General features: G+C 57.8%; 14 protein-coding genes and 4 pseudogenes. 15 read left to right on the forward strand and 3 right to left on the reverse strand.

From position 1 onward, the window contains the following. Positions 1 to 201: 201 nt before the first annotated feature. On the reverse strand, positions 202 to 1,074 hold the full coding sequence (locus PACILC2_RS03800) for a phytanoyl-CoA dioxygenase family protein (protein ID WP_213527598.1): 873 nt from the start codon (positions 1,072 to 1,074) through the stop codon (positions 202 to 204). Between the two features lie 126 nt (positions 1,075 to 1,200). Here PACILC2_RS03800 and PACILC2_RS03805 point away from each other — a divergent pair, with 126 nt between their 5' ends. The 4 genes from PACILC2_RS03805 (at position 1,201) to PACILC2_RS03820 (ending at position 5,784) form a co-directional block, all read left to right on the forward strand. Further along, positions 1,201 to 2,061, forward strand: a complete 861-nt coding sequence (locus PACILC2_RS03805) for an AraC family transcriptional regulator (RefSeq protein ID WP_213527601.1) — start codon at positions 1,201 to 1,203, stop codon at positions 2,059 to 2,061. Between the two features lie 113 nt (positions 2,062 to 2,174). Next, positions 2,175 to 3,071, forward strand: coding sequence for a helix-turn-helix transcriptional regulator (locus tag PACILC2_RS03810; protein WP_213527603.1), 897 nt, complete (start codon positions 2,175 to 2,177; stop codon positions 3,069 to 3,071). Then, positions 3,064 to 4,068 carry a hydroxyacid dehydrogenase gene (locus PACILC2_RS03815; protein WP_213527605.1) on the forward strand — a complete coding sequence of 335 codons (1,005 nt, stop codon included), beginning with the start codon at positions 3,064 to 3,066 and terminating at the stop codon, positions 4,066 to 4,068. Before PACILC2_RS03810 ends, PACILC2_RS03815 begins: the two co-directional genes overlap by 8 nt. 141 nt (positions 4,069 to 4,209) lie before the next feature. Beyond that, positions 4,210 to 5,784: an FAD-dependent oxidoreductase gene (locus PACILC2_RS03820; RefSeq protein ID WP_213527607.1), complete on the forward strand. Its 1,575-nt coding sequence runs from the start codon at positions 4,210 to 4,212 to the stop codon at positions 5,782 to 5,784. Between the two features lie 96 nt (positions 5,785 to 5,880). On the opposite strand, the gene PACILC2_RS03825 is transcribed toward PACILC2_RS03820, so the two are convergent. Continuing rightward, positions 5,881 to 7,506 carry an S-layer homology domain-containing protein gene (locus tag PACILC2_RS03825; protein WP_213527609.1) on the reverse strand — a complete coding sequence of 542 codons (1,626 nt, stop codon included), beginning with the start codon at positions 7,504 to 7,506 and terminating at the stop codon, positions 5,881 to 5,883. 258 nt (positions 7,507 to 7,764) lie between these two features. Here PACILC2_RS03825 and htpG point away from each other — a divergent pair. From htpG to PACILC2_RS03835, 3 genes and pseudogenes are all read left to right on the forward strand, one after another. Beyond that, a pseudogene (htpG, locus tag PACILC2_RS03830) lies at positions 7,765 to 9,647 on the forward strand (molecular chaperone HtpG). Between the two features lie 304 nt (positions 9,648 to 9,951). Next, positions 9,952 to 10,074 (forward strand): hypothetical protein, encoded by a 123-nt coding sequence (locus tag PACILC2_RS27815; protein ID WP_280515267.1) that lies wholly within the window; start codon positions 9,952 to 9,954, stop codon positions 10,072 to 10,074. A gap of 29 nt (positions 10,075 to 10,103) precedes the next feature. Next, positions 10,104 to 11,423: a glycoside hydrolase family 125 protein gene (locus tag PACILC2_RS03835; RefSeq protein ID WP_062497252.1), complete on the forward strand. Its 1,320-nt coding sequence runs from the start codon at positions 10,104 to 10,106 to the stop codon at positions 11,421 to 11,423. Between the two features lie 1,068 nt (positions 11,424 to 12,491). Here the strand turns inward: PACILC2_RS03835 and PACILC2_RS03840 are convergent. Continuing rightward, positions 12,492 to 13,509 (reverse strand): annotated as a pseudogene (locus tag PACILC2_RS03840) (LacI family DNA-binding transcriptional regulator). Between the two features lie 299 nt (positions 13,510 to 13,808). Between PACILC2_RS03840 and PACILC2_RS03845 the strand changes: the two are divergent. From PACILC2_RS03845 to PACILC2_RS03880, 8 genes and pseudogenes are all read left to right on the forward strand, one after another. Beyond that, the gene (locus tag PACILC2_RS03845) at positions 13,809 to 15,134 is read left to right on the forward strand and encodes an ABC transporter substrate-binding protein (RefSeq protein WP_062495785.1); all 1,326 of its coding nucleotides are present in this window, start codon (positions 13,809 to 13,811) and stop codon (positions 15,132 to 15,134) included. Positions 15,135 to 15,146: 12 nt separating this feature from the next. Next, positions 15,147 to 16,021: pseudogene (locus tag PACILC2_RS03850) on the forward strand (carbohydrate ABC transporter permease). Further along, positions 16,008 to 16,846: pseudogene (locus tag PACILC2_RS03855) on the forward strand (carbohydrate ABC transporter permease). The pseudogenes PACILC2_RS03850 and PACILC2_RS03855 overlap by 14 nt, the downstream one beginning before the upstream one ends. Positions 16,847 to 16,868: 22 nt before the next feature. After that, a complete protein-coding gene (locus PACILC2_RS03860; RefSeq protein WP_213527611.1) occupies positions 16,869 to 17,861 on the forward strand; it encodes an MTP-1 family protein in 993 nt (330 codons plus the stop codon). A gap of 19 nt (positions 17,862 to 17,880) precedes the next feature. After that, the gene (locus tag PACILC2_RS03865) at positions 17,881 to 18,942 is read left to right on the forward strand and encodes a BtaManbiosPhlase (protein WP_062497248.1); all 1,062 of its coding nucleotides are present in this window, start codon (positions 17,881 to 17,883) and stop codon (positions 18,940 to 18,942) included. Positions 18,943 to 19,082: 140 nt separating this feature from the next. Continuing rightward, the gene (locus PACILC2_RS03870; RefSeq protein ID WP_213527613.1) at positions 19,083 to 20,093 is read left to right on the forward strand and encodes a zinc-dependent alcohol dehydrogenase family protein; all 1,011 of its coding nucleotides are present in this window, start codon (positions 19,083 to 19,085) and stop codon (positions 20,091 to 20,093) included. A gap of 78 nt (positions 20,094 to 20,171) precedes the next feature. After that, positions 20,172 to 21,527 (forward strand): dipeptidase, encoded by a 1,356-nt coding sequence (locus PACILC2_RS03875; protein WP_213527636.1) that lies wholly within the window; start codon positions 20,172 to 20,174, stop codon positions 21,525 to 21,527. Between the two features lie 48 nt (positions 21,528 to 21,575). Next, positions 21,576 to 22,544 (forward strand): 2-hydroxyacid dehydrogenase, encoded by a 969-nt coding sequence (locus PACILC2_RS03880; RefSeq protein WP_213527615.1) that lies wholly within the window; start codon positions 21,576 to 21,578, stop codon positions 22,542 to 22,544. Positions 22,545 to 22,589: the final 45 nt, after the last annotated feature.

Consider the following 22,589-nt stretch of genomic DNA (forward strand, 5'->3'; position numbering starts at 1 on the left):
CCGAATAGATGACTGCGGTACAAAATTCTGCAAAAATACAGTATTTATTGGCAATTTCCACTTGTCTGGCTTGAACCGATCAAAAAACTGTATTATCGCAGGAATTTTAGCGTTCTGGCCATTTTCCGTCCGAAAAAGTTGCACTATTGCAGCTTTGTTTATGCAGCCCCGCCGATCGCGTATCGAGGCGGGAATGAATGATCAATGGCTCCCCTGGATGACCGGTTCGTGCTCCGGCCGCCCGGCCAACCAGTCTTCCAGCGTGGCCACCCGTTCCGGATGCTTGTAGCTGCGCGCGAGAAAGCCGACGCCATGCGATGTCATCGGGTCCTGGTCGGTCGGCTGGTAGCGCAGGTCGACGCTCCAGCGCACTTCGTCCGAATAGTTGGGCGTCGACATATGAAGACAACGGTCGTTGAACAGAATGGCGCTGCCCGCCGGAACCGGAAGGGCGACGGTCGGCGAGTTCCCGAGCTGGCGCTTCGTGAGCGCCGTGTAACCTGTGCCGGATTCGGTCTCATGATGCCATTTCAGCAGACGTTTGCGATGGGTTCCCGGCTTGATGTGCAAGCAGCCGTTCGTCTCGGTAGCATCTACAAGCGGAATCCATACCGTAATGACCGGGTTGGAATTGGCGTCCGGCCAGTACGATTTATCCTGATGCCAAGGTACGGCGCCGGCAGCCACCTTCGGAATTTTTGGACGGGTATTATATACCGGATTCGCGAATATTTCGCCGCCGATCAGCGATTCCACGGCGTCCAGTATTTTCGGATTGCTCATGAGGTGAAAATAGCCCGGCAGACGGTCTCTCCAGCTTCTCCCGTATTTCAGAAACTCATCGGACGATAAACCGGCGAACAGCTCGGCGAGACGGTATTTGAACGGGCGATGCTCAAGGGTATCCGTAATGAGATTCGCCCGTTTCAGTTCTTCGGCAATCATCGACACCTTCCGGTTCATCGCTTCAATCGCCGGCGCCATATCTTCGTCGGTCAGCAGCCGAGGCAGCACGACGTACCCTTCCTCGTTGTAAAAATCGATTTGCTCCTTTGTCAAACTTCCGCTTCTCATTTTGTCGCCAGCCTCCTTCTTCATTTGCAATTTATGGTAACATGAATGGGAGGAACGGTATTTCGACGAAAGTCCGGCGATTTATCTTTTTTTCCGGTGAAATGGCATACGGAAAGGAGAGGGCATATGAACGGAGAGTTGTCCATTCGGCCGTTCGTGCGGGTAGCGCATTATTACCGGTTTCCGATCGAACGAAACGCGAGCGAATCGAGCAGGATCGGATATTGCTACGCCTTTCACCTGGTACGGGAAGGAAGAGGACGCATCTCGGTTCCCGGCGAATCGCGAACCGTCAAGAAGGGGGATCTGATCTTCTTCCCGCCTTCGCTCCGGCATTCGTTCTATTCCGATCCCGTCAAGCCGCTGGCCACTTATAACGTCTATTGCGAGCTTTGGGCGGATAAGCCTTTGCGGACAGACGTCCATCTCGTCTGGAACGATGCCGACTTTCACCCCGCCTACTTGACGAGCATGCGCCCCGATGCCGAGCCGGATCGTCTCCCGCTTGTGCAATCGCTGCAGCATCGGGAAGCGCTGATGACGATTTTCGCCGCAATCGTCAGACATCATCAGAGCGAAGCGGCCGCTTCGGAGGAGATCGCGGCCAGTCTGCTGAAGGCTTTCGTATTGGAGCTGGTTCAGCTGGCGAGACAGCCGTCCTACGCGGACAGACGCGTACAGGCCGTAATCGAGCGGATCGACCGCGAGGCGGACGCGCGGGCCCGGGAGGATCAGTGGCTGGACATGACCGGTCTCCGGAAGTCCCAGTTTCATCAATTGTTCAAACAGGCGACCGGGATGCCGCCCAAAGCGTATGTGACCCGAGCCGTCATGAAGCGGGCGGCCGTATCGCTTACCGAAAGCGGCCGTTCGATTACGGACATCGCCAGCGATCTCGGCTATTCGTCTATCCATCATTTCACCAGGCAGTTCACGCAATTTTACGGCACGCCGCCGACCGAATACCGCAAACGGCAAAACAACTAAAGATATTCCTTGTTTTCGTAAGATCAGCGGATAACGGAGCCGCCCGGATTGATGCAGAATAAGGCGTAAGGGTATACAGCCAGTACAGTCGTCGCTTGGAAGGGGGCTGCTTCATGCTGAACGGCGGCGCTTCCGCCATCCGAACCGGGAAGGCGGGGTTTAACCACTGTTATGTGGATCGCGCTTATACGCTGACCCATCTTCTGCTGCATCAGGTTCAGGATCGCTGCTGTTACGAGGCGGACGGGCGCCTTGCCGACCACGGCAGCCTGCTCGTCTACATGCTGTCCGGGCATGGCGCGATCGCGATCGACGGACATGAGCTGCCGCTGCCGGAGCGCCATTATATATGGCTCAATCCGGGCAGCAGCTACCGGATCGCCGCGGCCAAAGGGTCCAGAAGTCCGATGCGGTTCGTATCCCTGGAGCTGCAGCCGACGGCCAGAGGCAGGCAGCTGCTGGATGCGCTTGCGCAAGCGAGGGACGGCCGCGCGGTCCGGGATGTCGCGGGCCTTGACGAGCTGCTGTTCGAGATTATGCACGAGCTGCGGACGGAACCGCCGCATCTGCCGCTCATGCTGGACAGCCTGCTCAATCGGCTGCTCATCATGCTCGAACGGCAACTCCCGGGCAGCCGGGCGGCGGCGGGCGAAAGGAAGAAAGCTTACGGCAAGAAGGAGCTTGTCTATCAGATTGTTCAGTATTTGGACCGCCATGCGGCGGAAATTTCGGAGCTCGGCCAGTTGGCCGACAAGCTGGGCTACAGCTACTCCTATATGTCGCACGCCTTCCGGGAGGAAATGGACATTTCATTGCAGGAATATTGGGCCAAGCGGCGCATGATGAAGGCGATGAACAGCCTGCAGTCCGGCCGGAGCAGCATTACGCAAATATCGGAGCATCTGCACTATCAGTCGGTCCATTCGTTCAGCAAAGCTTTCAAGAAAATGACAGGCTTCACCCCGACAGAATATCAGAGTTTATATGGGAGAAACGGCGAATATGAATAAAATTGCAATGCTGCTGAATCCGGCTGTCAGGAGCCGGGTGTTCGCAGCTGCGGCGCTGGAACGGATGTCGCGGCTCGCGAACGAGCTGGCGGTGCCGGCGGAGCCGCTTTCGCCGGAGGGCAGTGCCGCCCTGATCCGGGGGGCCGAAGCGGCCGTCACCTCCTGGATGAGTCCGCAATTGAACGAAGAGCTGCTCGATGAGGCGCCGGACTTGAAAATCGTGCTGCATGCGGCGGGTTCGGTGAAACCGGTCGTATCGGAAGCGCTGCAGGCAAGGGGCATCCGCGTCGTCTCCGCCGCCTCGGTGCTGAGCCGCGGGGTGGCGGAGACGGCGCTCGGGCTCACGATCGTATCGCTTAAAAATATATGGGATATTGCGGACCGCACCCGTGACGGGGACTGGTGGAACAACCGGGCGGACGAGACGCGCAGCCGGATTCGCGAGCTGTTCGGCGTGACGATCGGCTGCATCGGGGCGGGGCAGGCCGGCAGACGCTACCTCGAGCTGCTGCGCCATTTTCGCGTCGACGTTTTGCTGTACGATCCGACGGTCAGCGCGGAACAGGCGGTACGGCTGGGCGCGAGGTCGGTTTCCCTCGAAGAGCTGGTGGCCGCTTCCGATGTCGTCACGGTGCTCGCGCCGGAAATTCCGGCTACCTATCATATGATCAACGAGCGGACGCTGAGCGCGATGAAAGATGACGCGATTCTGATCAATCTGGCGCGCGGCTCTCTCGTCGACGAGCAAGCGCTGCGGCGGCGGCTGGAGCGCGGCAGCCTGAGGGTCATCCTCGATGTGACCGATCCGGAGCCGCCTCCGTCCGGGCATTGGCTCCGTACGCATCCCCGCGTCATCTTGACCGGTCACATTGCTGGCGCCGTCAACAACGGCTTGCTTGCAATCGGAGATTTCATCGCAGACGAGCTGGAACGGTATCGCTCCGGAGAAGCGCTGACCGGGGAAGTCGATCTGTTACGGCTCCATCTTCTGGCCTGAGCGGCTGTCCGGTATCCGCGCTTTTCGTTTCACGATATGCTGCGGCTGCGGCAGGATGCGTTCCAGGCGATGTCCGTATCCGGTATACTGCTTGGCCTGCCGGACGAAAGCGTTTTCGAATAAATAGGGGAGGGAAACGGGATGGAGCGGCATTTGCATGCCGATATTGTGATCATTGGCGGAAGCACCGGCGGATGCGCCGCGGCGCTGGCGGCGTCGCGGGCGGGCAAACGCGTCATTATGACGGAAGAGACGGATTGGATCGGCGGTCAGTTGACAAGCCAGATGGTGCCGCCGGATGAGCATCCGTGGATCGAAAGCTTCGGATGTACGGCGAGTTACCGGGCGTTCCGGAACGGGGTGCGGGATTATTACAAGCGCCATTTTGCGGTGCTGCCTGCCGCCCGGGCGAACCCGCATTTCAATCCCGGCAACGCCAGCGTAAGCCGTATCGCGCATGAACCGCGGGCGGCGCTGGCCGTGCTGCGCGATATGCTGGCGCCCTACATTCACCGCGGAAGCCTGACGATCATGGAGCAGCACAAGGCGGTGCGGGTAGAGACGGCGGGCGACGAGATTCGCGCCGTGCATGTCCGCAGCAGTTTGACGGGCGATACCGCGGTGCTGACCGGCGCCTATTTTCTGGATGCGACGGACGAGGGAGACCTGCTCCCGCTATCGGGTACCGAATATGTAACGGGCGCCGAATCGGCCGCGGAGACCGGGGAGCCGCACGCTCTTGACGGCGCGGCCGATCCGGCGGACATGCAGGCGATCACCTGGTGCTTCGCCGTCGACTATATCGAGGGTGAAGATTATACGATCCGGAAGCCGGAGCAGTACGAATTTTGGAAGCAGTACAGCGCAAGCTTCTGGCCGGATCGCCAGCTCAGCTGGACGGGGCTTGTCCCGCATACGCTCGAGCCGATTCGTTACAGCTTCTTTCCGGACGGCAAGTCGTTTTCGCTATGGACGTACCGCCGTATTATCGACCGTTCGCAGTTTGCGCCGGGTGCGTTTGAAAGCGATGTGACCGTCGTCAATTGGCCGCAGAACGACTACTGGCTCGGACCGATTATCGATGTGGATGAGGAAGAACGGCGGAAGCATCTGGAGAACGCCAGACAATTGAGCTTGTCGCTGCTGTACTGGATGCAGACGGAAGCGCCGCGTCCGGATGGCAAAGCCGGATATCCGGGGCTGCGGCTGCGCGGCGATATCGCGGGCACGCAGGAAGGTCTGGCGAAGAGCCCCTATATTCGCGAATCGAGGCGGATCAAGGCGGAGACGACGGTCGTGGAGCAGGATTTGAGCCCGGAATGCCGCAAGGACGGTCTGGCGGCTGACTATTTCGATTCCGTCGGAATCGGCGCATACCGGATCGATCTGCATCCGAGCACGGCGCTTCGAACCTACATCGACATCTCCAGCCTTCCGTTCCAAATTCCGCTCGGCAGCTTGATTCCGGTCCGGATGAACAATCTGCTGGCCGCTTGCAAAAATATCGGCACCACCCATATTACGAACGGCTGCTACCGGCTCCATCCGGTGGAATGGAACATTGGGGAAGCCGCGGGCTATCTCGCCGCCTTCTGCATCGACCGTGGCATGCGGCCGCGCGCAGTGCGGGCGGACGGCGTCTCACTCGGCGACTACCAGGCGATGCTCGCAGCGGCCGGCGTAGAACTGAAGTGGCCGTCGCCAAGGGCCTTGTAAATCCGGTTCGGCGATTACGCGTCCGCAGCTCATTACCGCCCAATATGTCACCGCCCTGAACGTGGGCGCTTTAATTTGACGCCGGGCCGGTTTTCCTCAGCGCAGCGCGACTGTCCGGCGGGTAAAATCGTACCCGCCGTACCGGATCGCGTTGCCGAGGCTGGCCCATACGTCCGGACTTTCGCCGCCGATATGCCAATAGGCGTTGCCGCCGATGGCGAAGCTTGCGCCCGCCATATATTTCAGCGACAGCGAACGGCTGTCCTCCGCCCAGATCGAATGTTTCGTTCCCCCGCGATTGTAAACGGCCGTATATTGTCCCAATGTCTCATCCCACCGCACCGCCGGCTTCACTTCAGCGAGCCGCCGGTTCTGTTCCGCCAGCGTCAAGTCCTCGGATACCGTCCGGCCGTTCTGCCGCGACCAATCCCTCGTATAGAACGGCAATCCCAAAATGACCTGCCCGGCGGGGATTTGCCGGACCAACTTCCGGACATGCCGCTCCACCCACGGCAGCGAAGAGACGGAGCCGGGCTCCGGACTGCCGTTCCAGTGCTCCTCATACCCCATCAAGACGATATAATCGGCTGCATCAGCCAATGCGGCATAATCGAACGGCTCGCTCCAGTCCGTTTCCAAATCGGGAGGAACGCATACGGACAGCTCGGCTCCATGGGCGTGCAGCACCCGGGCCGTTTCGCGGACGAAAGATGAGAAGGCGTCCCGGTCGGCCGGATCGATATTCTCGAAATCGAGATTCAATCCGTCCAGCCGGTAAGTTTGCACGATGTCGGCAAACCTGCGGACGAGCGTCTCGCTCCGCTTCGGATCGGTCAGCACGAGATGCGTCATTTCCCGATCGAAACGGTTGCCGACAAGCGGCCAAACCCGCTTGCCCCGTTCATGCGCCAGGGCGATCAGGGCGGGATCCGCCTGACCGGTCGTTCCGCCCGTTGCCGTTATAAAAAACCATCTGGGCGATATCGTATTGACGACAGCATTTATCGTCATGTTGCGAAATTGCCGATCGGCATCCTCATACAGCCATCCGAGCTGGACGCCCGCATCCGGTTCGGCGGCGAATTGCGCTTTCCAGCCCGGCATTTCGACGATCCGGTACAGGAGCACGGCGGCTTCCGCCCGGCTGATCGTGCGGAGCGGCCGGAACTTCCCGGCGTACCCTTGCATGAGGCCGGCTTCGGCCGTCGCCGCGACGGAAGACGCGGCCCAGGAAGCGATCCGCTCCGCATCGGCGTAAGACAAGCCGGTCCGGCCGGAGGCTTCCCCGTGCAGCCGGAGCGCCCTTGCGGCGATGACCGCGGCTTCCTGCCGTGTGACCGGCCGGCCCGGCTCGAAGGTGCGCGGTCCCGTTCCGCCGACGATCCCCAGGTTGACGGCGCCATGAACGTCGCCGTAATACCAGGCGCCGCGCCGTACGTCGGAGAAGGCGGGAATCGCATTGCCGACCGGGTCCAGATGCAGCGCGCGCAGCATCATTGCGGCGAATTCGGCGCGGGTTACCGCCCGTTCCGGCGCGAACCGGCGATCGCCGACGCCGCCGACGATCCGTTTGGCATAAAGGGCGGCAATGGCGTCCTCGGCATAGCTGCCGGCCATATCGTCGAACGGCGGCTTGCCTGCCGCCGGCGCCGCGAAGCCGGCATTCGCGAACAGACAAGCCGCAATCAAAGCGAAAATAAATATGTATGATCTCGTGTTCACTATTCGGCCTCCGTCTTTTGTTCTATTAATCTATCAATCTATCATAGCAAAAACGGCGCCCGTCCCTTTTTATAAATAATGGAAGCTCCTTTAACGGATAACCGAGAACGAACCTTAAACGCCGCAAATATTGACATCAATAATGAGACATATAAAATAGGTATTAGCACTCCTGCGGATGGAGTGCTAACAGACGGACACCAAACGATAAACATAAAGATACAATGAATTCGACCGGCGAAAGGAGAACGCGAAGTAATGGCCAAAAAGCAGTTTAAGGCGGAATCGAAGCGATTGCTGGAAATGATGATCAATTCGATTTACACGCAGCGGGAAATTTTCCTGCGGGAGCTTATTTCCAATGCAAGCGACGCGATCGACAAAATTTATTACAAGGCATTGACCGACGACAATCTGACATTCAACAAGGATGACTACTACATTAAAATAAAAGCCGACAAGGCAAATCGCACGCTGACTATCTCCGATACGGGGATCGGGATGACGAAGGAGGAGCTGGAGAACAATCTCGGCGTCATCGCCAAGAGCGGTTCGCTCGCCTTCAAGATGGAGAACGAGGCGAAAGACGGCCATAACATTATCGGCCAATTCGGGGTCGGCTTCTATTCCGCTTTCATGGTCGCGGACAAGGTGACGGTTATCAGCAAAGCGCTCGGCAGCGACGAAGCGTACAAATGGGAGTCGAGCGGGGCGGACGGCTATACCGTTGAACCGGCTGAAAAAGCTGAGGTCGGAACGGACATTATTCTGAAAATCAAAGAGAATACCGAAGACGACCGGTACGACGAGTTTCTGGAAGAATATCGCCTGCGAGCGATCATCAAGAAATATTCCGACTTCATCCGCTATCCGATCAAGATGGACGTGACGAAAACCCGGCCGAAGGAAGGCGCCGAGAACGAATTCGAGGAATATCGGGAAGAAGAAACGATCAACAGCATGGTCCCGATCTGGCGCAAAAACAAAAACGAGCTGAAGCCGGAAGATTACGAAAATTTTTATGCCGAAAACGGTACGGCTTCGACAAGCCGCTGGCGCATATCCATATCAAGGCGGACGGCGCCGTCAACTATAACGCGATTCTGTTTATCCCGGAGCAGCCTCCGTTCGACTATTACACGAAGGAATACGAGAAAGGTCTCGAGCTTTATTCGAGCGGCGTCCTGATCATGAACAAATGTCCGGATCTGCTGCCGGATTATTTCAGCTTCGTTAAAGGGATGGTCGACTCGGAAGATCTGTCGCTCAATATATCGCGCGAGATGCTGCAGCATGACCGGCAGTTGACGCTGATCGCCAAAAATATTAAAAACAAGGTGAAAAGCCAGCTGCAGACGATGCTGAAGGAAGAACGGGAGAAGTACGAGAAGTTCTACCAGGCGTTCGGCAGACAATTGAAGTTCGGCGTATACAGCGATTACGGGACGAACAAGGATATGCTGCAGGATCTGCTCCTGTTCTATTCCTCCAAGGAGAAGAAGCTGGTCACGCTGGACGAATACGTGTCGCGGATGCCGGAAGATCAGAAGTACATTTACTATGCTGCCGGGGATTCGATCGAACGTCTCGCCAAGCTGCCGCAGACCGAGCTCGTTGCCGACAAAGGCTACGAAATTTTGTATCTGACCGACGATATCGACGAGTTTGCGGTCAAAATGCTCATGTCCTATAAAGAGAAAGAGTTCAAGTCGGTGTCGAGCGGCGACCTGGGCATCGACGAGGCCGATTCGGATGCGGACAAGTCCGATGCGGAGGACAGCGGCAACAAAGAGCTGTTTGAGGCGATGAAGAACATTTTGGGAGACAAGGTGAAGAAGGTCAAGGCGTCCAAGCGGCTCAAATCCCATCCGGTATGTCTGACCGCCGAAGGCGAGCTGTCGATCGAGATGGAGAAAGTGCTGCGCGCCATGCCGAACGGGCAAAATGTGAAGGCGGACAAGGTGTTGGAGATCAACGTCAACCACGACGTGTTCCAATCGCTCAAAGCGGCTCATCAGCACGATCCCGAGAAGCTGAAGCTCTATACCGGCCTGCTGTATAATCAGGCGCTGCTGATCGAAGGCTTGCCGGTCGACGATCCGGTCGAATTTACGAATGATATTTGCAAAATGATGGTGTGAGGAACGGACGGGGCGGGCATATGTCCGAGGAGGGGCTTCCCGAAGTTATGGGCGTGATTTCGGGAAGTCCCTCCGCCTGTTTTGTACGGCAATACGATCAGCGCCGAATTGACGGTGCCGCCAGCCCGGTTGTAAGATTAGTGCGGGAAGTAGCCGCCGATTACGGCGATCCGCAGCGAGCCGGCGAGACCGAATCGATCGGTGCAATGCTTGCTGTATACGGCGGCAGTCGCCCGCGCCCCGCTGCTTTTGCTTCCGATAGACGGATTTTCGCCGCCGCATCCGGCTGCTCGAAGCGCTGCACTTGGCGCTGGACGCGTTCGCCGATCTCCCGGGAGCCGCGATTCGCGTAAGGGCCGATATCGCCCGCATCGAAGCGGGCTGGTGGCCGGTTACAACGAGCGATCCGGCTCATGAACGTCAATAAGTCAATACTAAAGGAGCCTGTTGAACAAGATGGAGCAATTCAGACTTCCGAAAATACCGATGCCCAAGCTCGAACTGCCGCAAGCGGTGCAGGCGGTGCTGGCCGAGGCCGAAGAGAAACTGGCCCATCGTCCCAAGCTGCTGCAGCTGTTCAAAAACTGCTTTCCGAATACGCTTGAAACGACCACGAAGCTGCTCGACGACGGCACGACGTTCGTCATTACCGGGGACATCCCGGCGATGTGGCTGCGCGATTCGGTCGAGCAAGTCATTCACTATGTGCCGCTCGCGAAGGACGATCCCGATCTGCAGCGCATCATCGGCGGATTGATTAAACGGCATATCGCCTATATTCAAATCGACCCGTATGCAAACGCTTTTAACGAGTCGGCCAACGACTGGCACTGGAACGCGACGGACGAAACCGACATGTCGCCGTGGGTATGGGAGCGCAAGTTCGAAATCGATTCGCTCTGCTTTTCGATGCGCCTCGCTTATTTGTATTGGAAAGAAACAGGGCTGACGGATATTTTCGATGCCGGCTTCAAAGCCGCAATGCGCACCATTTACTCGTTGTTCCGGACCGAGCAGCGGCATTTCGAGCTTTCGCCTTACCGTTTCACCCGCAATAACGGCATCCCGACCGACTCGCTTCGCAATAACGGGCTCGGCATGCCGGTCAACTATACGGGCATGGTATGGTCGGGCTTCCGCTCCAGCGACGATGCGTGCGATTTCCATTACAACATTCCGGGTAATATGTTTGCGGTTGTGGCGCTGCGTTATATGCAGGAATTTGCGGAATGGGTGTTCCGCGATCTGGAGTTCTTGCGCGAGCTGAAGGAGCTGGAGCAGGAGATCGATCACGGGATCAGGCTGTACGGCATTTATCGCCATCCCGAGTTCGGTCCGATCTACGCTTATGAAACGGACGGCTTCGGCAACTACTGTCTGATGGACGACGCCGGAACGCCGGGACTTATGTCCATTCCTTATCTCGGCTATGTTTCCGCGGACGATCCGGTATATCAGAATACGCGCCGGTTTGCGCTCAGCAAGGAAAATCCGTTCTACTTCGAAGGCAAGGCGGCCAGAGGTATCGGCAGCCCGCATACGCCTCCGGGTTATATCTGGCATATGGCGTTGTCGATGCAAGGGCTGACGGCGTCTTCGCCGGAGGAGAAGCTGGAGATGATCGCGATGCTGGAAGCGACGGACGCCGATACCGGCTATATGCATGAAGGCTTCCATGCCGACGATCCGGGCAAGTTCACACGATCGTGGTTCGCCTGGTCGAACAGCCTGTTCTCCCAGCTCGTATACCGGGCCATGAAGGAAGGGCTGCTGTAGAAAGGCAGTTGTAAGAAAGGCTATAGTTAAGAAAGAATGCTGTAAGAAGAATTCTGTAAGAAAGACTACTGTTAAGAAAGACTACTGTTAAGAAAGACTACTGTTAAGAAAGACTACTGTTAAGAAAGGCTTCTGTAGAAAGGCTTCTGTAGAAAGGCTTCTGTAGAAAAGCTTCTGTAGAAAGGCTATTGTAAGAAGGGTACTGTAAATAAGCTAATCGTTTTTGTGTCGAGGTTCGCACAGCCAAAAGGTTTCGTTATGGCAGCGAGCCTTTTTGCATTTAACTTGAGCCTTTATGCGCATAACTCATTGCCCCCGACCAAGTTGCGCGCTCCCGAGCTTATGGACAATATCGAATACCCGGAAGTGGAAGGTAATTGGTAAGAATAACTCAGTACGGCCCACCAGGCCGCCATCCGTTATGAAAAGAGTTCGTGTTTCGCGGCATGATTTTATGAAAGCATAATGCGAGTCTCTCCATCTGCCGATTACTGGACGCTAACGAACCCCCGCTCTCTACCGACGACAGGGCGCTAACGAATATGACAAACCTTATCGAGGCAAAAAAGGCACCGATGGAAACTGTAACGAATCCAGAGCACGCTATTCGCCATTATCTGGAACTATTTGCCATTATAGACGCTAATAACGTTTCTACGATTCGTTAGAATACATGAAGGCCGCTTTTCAGCCAAATAGCGTGTGTACGATTCGTTAAAAATGTTTGGGGCGTTTGGCTGTGCTCACGTATCGCTACCCGGAAGCCCGGCATGGACCGCCCTCTCAATCACGCCGCCGCTGCCGGGGACCGGCGTGATCCCGCCCCTCCGTCGGCGCGAAAATCAGCCGGGCATTGCGCATTCGCCTGGGGTGAGGGGGCGGCCGCCGCTGCTGCCGGGACCGGCGTGATCCCGCCCTCGCCACTGCCGCGGGTGGCGGGCTGCCCCCGCCTTCACCGCAACCCCGCCGCCGACGAGAACGTGCTCGATCCCGCCCACACCGCTGCTGCCCGGGAACCGGCGGCCCCCGCTGGCTCCGCGCTCACCGCCGCCTTACCTGGCGTTGCGGTTACGCGCGCTTCGGCGCTGCGGTCGATTCGCGGACGATGAGCTTCGCCTGCAGCAGCGTCTCGGTAAGCGGCTTGTTCGGATGCGCGATGCGGTCGAGCAGAAGCTCCACCGCGCAGCTGCCGAACAATTCGAGATCCACGTTTACCGTCGTCATCGGGGGCGTGGCGATGCGCGACAAGTAACCGTTGTCAAAGCTGACGACGGAGACGTCATCCGGCACGCTGAAGCCGTGCTGCTGCAGCGCGGAATTGAGCATGAAGCCGAGCCCGTCGTTGACGCAGAACCAGGCGGTTGGATAGTTTTCCAACTTTTTGACAAGGTTAATAATATACGAGTGATCCTCCAGCGCGCGATCGACGATCCACTCTTCGTTGGGGGTAACGCCGTATTCGTGCATGGCGAGCCGGAAGCCGTCCAGCCGTTCGTAATAACTGGGGGAAAAGTCGATATTTCCGATATAACCGATATCCCGGTGGCCGAGCTCAAGCAGATGTCGCACCGCTGCGTAAGCGCCGAACCGGTTGTTCGTCAGCACGCAATCGGCCGCAATATCGGGATGGTGATGGTCGATCAGGACGGTCGGTATGCCCGTATCGATAACGGCGTTGACGTATTCGGTCGTAATATGGGACAGCGTAAGCACGCCGGCAACCGCGCGGTTCTCAAGAAACGGCGGAAGGCGAAGCTCGGCCGCAGCCGTCTGATTGACCGACTGGATGAGCAGTTCATAGCCGCGGTCGCGCACTTCTCTTTCGATGCTGAGATAGATTTCGCCGAAAAGTTTTCTGGGCAAACGCAAAATCGGAAGCGATCAGCGCGATGCTGCCGTTTGGCGCATTCGGCTGCCGGCGTTTTCGGTCCTTGCCGTAAACGTAGCCCATCTGCTCCGCCGTTTCGATCACAAGCCGCCGCGTCGCCTCACTCACGCCGGGCTTGCCGGTTAGCGCTTGCGAAACGGAATTTTTGGACAGTTTGAGCCGGTCGGCAATGTCCTGCATCGTAACTTTCGATTTCACGTCGGTCATTCCTTTCCAAGCTGCGGATACATAATTAAAGTACAGGGCAACTCTATTTTCGGCGACAAAAATGCTGCAGTCAACACTACTATAGTAACGTTACAGATTAATTTTGTAAAGTTACAACCGAGTAAACTGTTATGGATTGTTCACAACAAAACGGCTTGACTTTTTATAAACGAACAGGGATAATGATGTTACAAACGGTTACAAAGCGCATTTTCCAAGAATAGTAACGTTACAATAACATTACTATTCTACCTAGAGAAAACATGATTTATTCAGGAGGTCTTGGCGGAATGAAAAAGAATGTTGCGTTACTACTCCTAGTTGGCATGATTGTCGCCGTATTGTCGGCCTGCTCCACCGGCCAGGGGGGAAAAGCGGAAGATAGCGGTGAAGCGGAAGGCGGAGTGACGACGATCGAGTTTTGGGCGGCGCCCAACCCGACGCAGCAGGCATATTGGCAGGAAATGGCCAAAGCGTACGAGGCCGAAAATCCGAACGTGAAAATTAATGTCAGTGCGATAAAGGAATCCCCGAGCTCGGAGGCCAGCATTCAGGCCGCAATCGCGGGCAGGAGCGCGCCGACGATGTCCGAGAACATTAACCGTGGCTTCGCGGCTCAGCTGGCTGCGAGCAAGGCGCTCGTCCCGCTCGATACGCTGCCGGGCTTTCAAGATATTCTGTCCAGCCGGAATATGACCGAGACGATCGAGCCCTGGACTTTTGCGGACGGCCATCAATATGTGCTGCCGATCTATTCCAACGCCATGCTGTTCGGTTGGCGGATTGACATTTTGAAAGATCTCGGCTACGAGCAACCGCCGCAAACGTACGGCGAAATTCTGGAGCTGACGAAAAAGCTGAAGGCGGCTCACAAAGACAAATATTTGTGGGCGAAAGCAGATCTGATCGACCCGACCGCCTGGAAGCGCTGGTTCGACTTCTTCATGCTCTATAATGCCGCTTCCGGGGGCAACAAATTTATCGAGGGCGACAGCTTCGTCGGAGACGAGGCGGCGGGCGTAGAGACGCTCACGTTCATCGACAATCTTCGCAAGGAGAACGGCATTCTGGCGCAAAACGTAACCGATCCGTTCGAGACGGGCACCAGCGTATTCACCGATCTCGGTCCTTGGACGTTTACGATGTGGAAAGAGAAATTCCCGGAAATGAAATATAATGAAACGTTCGCATTGACGATGCCGCCTGTGCCGGACGGCAAAAATCCCGCAGAGAGCAAAACTTTCGCGGACACGAAAGGCATTGTCATCTACGCAGACGCTACGGAGGCGCAACAGAAAGCCGCTGTCGACTTTCTGAAATGGGTTTATTCCAAACCGGAAAACGACCTGAAATGGTTCGAGCAAACGATGCTGCCGCCGGCGCGCGACGACCTGTCGACGAACGAGGCGTTCAAGGCGATTCTCGATGCCAATCCGCAGCTGAAGCCTTACGCCGAAAATGTGCCGAACGCGATTCCGCCGATGGACAACGCCAAATATAACGAGCTGCAGACGCTGATCGGCCAGGAGGCGCTGAACAAAGTCGTTCGCGGTGAGATTTCGCCGGCAGACGGTTGGGCCAATATGAAGAAGGCCATCGAAGACGCACTGAAATAAAGGAGTCTTCCCATGGAGCGACAAAACAACAGGTTGGGCTGGTTATTTACCAGCCCGTACCTCATTTATTCCATCGTTTTTTCTTCATCCCGTTGATCTGGTCTTTCTATTTGTCGTTTACCGACTGGGACCTGATCGCGCCGGAATATCATTTTGTCGGGTTCGAGAACTTTATGGACGCGCTCCGTTCGCCGAGCGTTCATGCGGCGTTCTGGGTCACCTACAAGTTCATGCTCGTCTTTATTCCGATCGTGACGGTGATGGCGCTGACCGTGGCGGTGCTCGTCAACGGACTGCCGCGTTTCAAAAGCTTGTTTCTGATCGGCTTCTTTCTGCCGTATCTGTCCTCGGGCGTCGTATCCGCGCTGATCGTCAAAGGGCTGCTGTCCTATAACAGCCCGGTCAATACGTTTCTGCGCAGCCTCGGCATCACGATCGACTGGCTCGGCACGCCGATGTCCGCGCTGTTCGTGATCGGCATCATTCTGGCGTGGAAATTTACCGGCTATTATGCGCTTATTCTGACCGCCGGACTGTCGAGCATCGACAAGGAAGTGTACGAGGCCGCCGCCATCGACGGCGTCACGGACCGCCAGCGGTTTTGGCGCATTACACTGCCGCTGCTGTACCCGTCGCTGTATACGACGCTCATTCTGGCTTTCGGCGTTACCTTCGGCATCTTTACTGAGGTGTATCAGCTGACCGGAGGAGGTCCGAACTTCGCGACCAATACGTGGCAGATGGAGATTTTCAACCAGGCGTTCAAAAACCTGCAGGCCGGCTACGCATCCGCCGTAGCGCTGCTGGCTTCGCTCGCGACGTTCATCTCCATCTACATCGTTCGAAAATTGCTGGAACTGTGGGGGAAGCGCTATGGTTGGAACTAATCGAAACCGCAAATTGCGGCTGGCGATCCGTTACATCGTCGCGCTTGTCCTGCTGCTTGTTCTCGTTTATCCGTATTTGTACATGGTGCTCAATTCGCTCGCGGATTGGACCCAGATCGACCGCAAGCTGTTTCCGACCAAGTATACGTTCAAGTCGTATGAGTGGCTGTTCTCCGGCGGTGAGACAGGGATGTCCCGTCCGTGGATGACGGCGTTTATGAACAGCATTATCGTGTCGCTCGCCTCGACCGCCCTGATGATGCTGTTCGGGGTCATGGTCGCCTATGCGTTGTCGAAGCTGAGATTCAGGGGCCGCGATTTTACGAACAACTTCGTGTTGTTCCATATGTTTTCCCGGCGATCATCCTGCTCATTCCGACGTTTCTGACGGTGCAGCGGATCGGCTTGTATGATACGTATCTGGGCATGATCTTGCCGAAAGCGGTCAGTCTGTGGGCGATTTTCATGTATACCAATTTCTTTAAGGCGATTCCCGATGCGTTCATCGAAGCGGCCAAGCTCGATGGCGCAAGCGATTGGAAAATTATGTACCGGATTATGCTGCCGATGTCCAAGTCCATTACGACCGTCGTATTTCTGTTCCTGCTGATGGAGCGGTGGACGGAGCTGTTGTGGGACATGATCGTCGTGCGCAGCGACGGTCTGCTGACGCTGAACGTGCTGTTGTCGCAAATGTTCGGTCCGTACGGCACTTATCCGGGTCCGCTCTACGCGGCGTCGGTCCTGCTCACATTGCCGATAATTTTGATCTTCATTATATTTGGCAAGAAGTTCCAGGATGGTATGCAGTTCAATCTGAAATAACAAGAGGAGTGCTTGGAAACCTATGAATTCGTTATCGGCGCATACGGCCGCCCAAACCTGCGCATCTCTGCTTGAGGAATACCGGAATGCCGGGGAGCGCGCCGGCGGCGCGCAAAAGCTGAAATTCGCCGGCGTAGACGGGAAAGACGTGTACAACATCGCCGCCCCGTTCCGGGATGACGGGGAACTTGTCATTGCCGGGCGGGTGGAATCGCGGGACAGCGAGCATTCCGATGTCGTCTTCTTCACGGAACGCGACGGCGTCTGGGTACCGCGCGAAGGCGCGCCGGTGTTTCGGCTTCAGGACCCGTTCCATACGGTCATCGGCGGCAATCTCGTGCTGGGAGGGGTGGAAGTATTCCCCGATCCCGGACGGCCCGGTTACCTGATGTGGCGGACGGTGTTCTACCGGGGCAGCCGGATTGCCGAATTGGAACGGTTCTTCGAAGGTCCTGACGGCATGAAAGATATCCGGCTCGTCGAGCTGGCCGACGGATCGGTCGGCGTATTCACGAGACCGCAAGGAGAGAAGGGCGGCCGCGGGAAGATCGGTTTCGTCCGCATCGGCTCGCTGGAGGAGCTGACCGTGAAGGCGATCGAAGAAGCGCCGCTGCTCGATGCCCACTTCACCGACGAAGAGTGGGGAGGAGCGAATGAAGCCCATCTCCTGGCCGGGGGCTTGATTGGCGTGCTCGGCCATATCGCTTGCTATGACGACCAAGGAAATCGCCATTATTATCCGATCGTATTTGTTTATCATCCGTTGACGGGCGAACGCACCGCGCTCAAGATGATCGCCGAGCGGGCGGATTTTGTGCCCGGCCCGTCGAAGCGGCCGGATCTCGAGGACGTTGTATTCAGCGGCGGCCTGATCCGGCACGGAGACGGCACGGCAACGCTCTATGCAGGCGTCGGCGACGCGGAGGCGCAACGGATCGAAATTCGCGACCCGTTCGCCGCGTTCGAGAACAGCCCGGCCGGTCCGGGCATAAAACAGCAAGAGCAAAAGAGCTAAGGGAGCAATTATTACGATGATCCATGTTTACCGTTATGAAGAAAATCCGCTTATTACGCCGGCGGATGTCACCCCCCACCGGGAAGACTTCGAAGTCATCGGGGCGTTCAACGCCGGCATCGCCAAATACGGGGATGAAATCATTATGCTGCTCCGCGTGGCGGAGCGGCCGATCAGCCCGAAGCCGGGCATCGTGCTGGCGCCGGTATACGACGCGGCCAACGACCGGCTTGATCTGATCGAGCTGAGGGAGGATGACGAGCGGTACGATTTCTCGGACCCGCGCGTCATCCGCAACCGTTCGGAGAGCGCGACTTTCCAATACTTGACCTCGCTGTCGTACCTGCGCATCGCGCGCAGCCGCGACGGCCGCCATTTTACCGTCGACGACAAGCCGTTCATCTACCCGTCGCAGCCGCTGGAATCGTTCGGCATCGAAGATCCGCGCATTACGCAGATCGGCGACACGTATTATATTTATTTCTCCGCGGTGTCTCCGGTCGGGGTCGGCGAATCGCTCGTCTCGACGACCGATTTTCGCACCGTGACCCATCACGGAATGATCTTCAGCCCGGACAATAAAGATGTGCTCATCTTCCCGGAGAAAATCGGGGGCAAATATTACGCGCTCCACCGGCCGACGACGAAGAGCGTCGGCAACCCGGAAATCTGGATCGCCGAATCGGACAACCTGCTGCAATGGGGCAATCACCGCCATCTGCTCGGGCTTCGTCCGGGAATGTGGGACAGCGGCCGGATCGGAGGCGGAGCGGTGCCGATCCGCACCGAACGGGGATGGCTCGAGCTGTACCACGGCGCGACGAAGGAGCATCGCTACTGCATGGGCGCGGTGCTGCTCGATCTCGAAGATCCTTCGAAAGTAATCGCGCGCTCGAACAAGCCGATTCTGGAGCCGGAAGCGCCGTACGAAAAGGAAGGATTTTTCGGAGATGTCGTCTTTTCCTGCGGCGCGCTGGTGGAAGGCGATATCGTGAAAATGTATTACGGCGTCGCCGACACTTCGATGGCGGCGGCGGAGCTTAGCCTCCGGGAAATTCTGGACAGCCTGGAGAAAGTGTAAGGGGTCCCTAGCGGGCCTCTTTTTTTAATGCAAAAGAGGCGTTTTCATTCGCGGGCCTCTCTGAAGCACGGAAAGGATTTTACGGCGCGGCTCGCGAATGTGAAACGGGGAAGAAGCCGAAACGGGGAGGAATACGATCAATGAAAGCTGCGGTATTGCATGGAGTCGGACAGATGGCAGTCGAACGGCGGAACGAACCGTCCCCCGGCCCGGGCGAAGTAACGGTGCGCGTACGCGCGGCCGGCATCTGCGGCACGGACCAGCATATTTATCACGGCCATCCGGGCTCCGCAGCGGTAACGCCGCCGATCGTGCTCGGCCATGAACTGGCCGGTATCGTGGCGGCGCTGGGCGAAGGCGTAGAAGGGCTGAAAGTCGGGGATCGCGTATCCGTCGATCCGAACATCTATTGCGGCATATGCCGGTATTGCCGGGACGGACGGGCGCATCTGTGCGACCGGCTGGCGGCCGTCGGCGTCACGAGAGACGGCGGCATGGGCGAGCTGTGCGTCGTACCGGCGGCGAACTGCTACGTCGTGCCGGATACGATCAGCTTCGCGGAAGCGGCGCTCGCGGAGCCGCTCGGTTGCGTGCTGCACGGCTTCCGCAAGCTGACCATCCGCCCCGATTATACGGTGCTGATCGTAGGCGGCGGCTTTATCGGACAGCTGTTTCTGCAGCTGGCGAAGGCGTCCGGCGCGCGGCGGATCGTCGTCAGCGAGCCGGACAGCGGCAAGTACGAGACGCTGCGCAAGCTTGGCGCGGACGAGACGGTGAATCCGCTTGACGCGGCGGCCGCAGCCGCGCTCGCCTCGACCGCCGATGTGGTGCTGGAATGCGTCGGGCGTCCGGATTCCATGACGCTCGCGGTCGAAGCGGCGGCCAAGGGCGCGCAGGTGCTCCTCTTCGGCGTCGCTGCGCCGACGACGGAAATCGGCATCAGGCCGTACGATATTTTTGCCAAAGAGCTGCGGATTTTCGGTTCCTTTATCAATCCTTACACGCATCCCGACGCGCTTGCGCTTATCGACGCCGGCATCGTCCGGGTGGAGCCGCTCGTGACGCACCGTTTCGCGCTCGACGACATGCCGGCCGTCATGGCGGACTATCCGCGGCTCAAGGTCGGGAAAGGCCTTATCGTGTATGAATGAAGAAATTGTGTGGTATAATCGCCTCAAGGGACAGCATGACGGGAAATTGCAGTTATGGCCGTTCGAGGAGGTTGAATGATGGATTATGCACCGTATTTTGCGGAGCGCAGGGATGCGCATCTGCGCGAATTGAAGGAATGGCTGTCGATTCCGAGCATCTCTGCCCAATCCGTACATAAGGAAGACGTGCGCCGCGCGGCGGAATGGCTGGCGGACGCGCTCAAGCGGGCCGGTCTCGAAAACGTGGAAATCCACCCGACGGCCGGCCATCCGATCGTCTACGCGGATCATCTGCATGCGCCCGGCAAGCCGACCGTTCTGATCTACGGTCATTATGACGTGCAGCCGGTCGATCCGCTGCATCTGTGGCAGACGCCGCCGTTCGAGCCGGATATCCGGGACAACAAGCTGTATGCGAGAGGCGCTACGGACGACAAAGGCCAGCTTTTCCTGCACATCAAGGCGATCGAAGCGATATTGAGCACGGAGCAAGCACTGCCGGTCAACGTGAAATTTTGCGTCGAAGGCGAAGAGGAGATCGCAAGCGGCAATTTGCACCCGTTCATCGAAGCGCACAAAGACAAGCTGGCGGCCGACGCCGTGCTGATCTCCGATACGGAGCTGCTCGGTCCGGACAAGCCGGCCATCTGCACCGGTCTGCGCGGCTTATGCTCGCTCGAGGTGTCGGTCCGCACCGCCAATACCGACCTTCATTCGGGCACATACGGGGGCGGCGTGCCCAACGCGCTGCACGCGCTCGTCTCGCTGTTGGATTCGCTGCATGACAAACGGGGACGGGTCGCGGTCGACGGCTTCTACGACGATGTGTCCGAGTTGACGGACGAGATGAGAGCGGAGTTCGCCAAGAAAGGCATCGACGAGGAGAAATTGAAGCGAACGCTTGAGCTTGACGCCCTGTACGGCGAGGAAGGCTATACGTTCGCGGAGCGGGTCGGCGCGCGGCCGACGCTGGAAATCAACGGCATGTACGGCGGTTTCCAGGGCGAGGGCACGAAGACGGTTATCCCGTGCGAAGCGCATGCGAAAATTACATGCCGTCTGGTCGACCATCAGGACCCGCAAGATATTCTCGACAAGGTCGAACGGCATATCCGCAAGCATACGCCGCCCGGCGCGAAAGTGAGCGTCGTGCAGGGGGAGAAAGGCCGGCCGTATACAATCGATCCGTCGCACCCGCTGCTGCGGCAAGCCGGGAGCGCCTATGAGCGGGTATACGGGGCCCGTCCGGTATTCACGCGGGACGGCGGCTCGATTCCGATCGTGGAGGCGTTCGCGCGCGTCCTGTCGGCCCCGGTCGTCTTGATGGGCTTCGGGCTGCCGACCGAAAATTTGCATGCGCCAAACGAACACTTCCATCTGGACAATTTCGACAAAGGGCTGCTGACGATCGTCGAATTTCTGAAGCGGTTTTGACAGCTTCCGCTTTGCGCGAGGTTCCCGTACTGAAGAAGGAGGAGCAGGATGAAGCCGAAAGTCTTTATCGACAGACCGCTTCCCGCGGAAGTTGTCGCATATATTGCCGGACATTGCGAATATGAGCAGTGGGACTCGGCCCGTCCGATTCCCCGCGAGACGCTGCTGGAGAAGGTCGCCGATGCCGACGGGCTGTTCACGTCGTCCTCGGCGATCGATGCGGAGCTATTGAGCCGCGCCAAGCGGCTGAAAATCGTCAGCAGCATGAGCGTCGGGTACAATCATTTCGATCTTTCGGCCATGAAAGCGCGGGGAGTGCTCGGGACGAATACGCCGCATGTGCTGGATGAAACGGTGGCCGATCTGGCGTTCGCCCTTATTCTCGGCACGGCGCGCCGCGTGGCGGAGCTGGATCGGTATGTGAAGCAGGGAAAATGGCGCAAAGAGGATAACGAGGTTCTGTTCGGCACGGACGTGCATCATGCGACGCTCGGCATTATCGGCATGGGCCGAATCGGAGAGGCGATCGCGCGGCGGGGAAAACTGGGCTTCGGCATGGAAGTCGTATACTATAACCGCAATCGCAAACCGGATACGGAAAAGGAACTCGGGGTACAATATCTTCCATTGGAGCAGCTGCTCGGGACAGCCGATTTCATCGTCATGATGACGCCGCTGACCCGCGAGACCGCCGGCATGATCGGCCGCGCGCAATTCGCGCTCATGAAGCCTTCCGCCATCTTCATCAACGTCTCCCGCGGCCAGACGGTCGACGAGACCGCGCTGGTCGATGCGCTGCGGGAAGGGCGCATACGCGCCGCCGGGCTGGACGTCTACGCGCTGGAGCCGATTCCGAAGGATCATCCGCTCCTGTCGCTGCCGAATGTGCTCACCTTGCCGCATATCGGCTCCGCGACGGCCAAAACCCGGTTCGACATGGCCATGCTCGCGGCCCGCAATCTGGTCGCCGGCGTCACCGGCCAGACGCCGCCGAACATCGTCGCAGAACTGAAATAGCGTAGTATGCGAATGAAAAACAGCCTTGGACCGGCGATGCGGTCC

It is taken from the genome of Paenibacillus cisolokensis (assembly GCF_018403665.1).
GTDB lineage: Bacteria > Bacillota > Bacilli > Paenibacillales > Paenibacillaceae > Paenibacillus_AH > Paenibacillus_AH cisolokensis.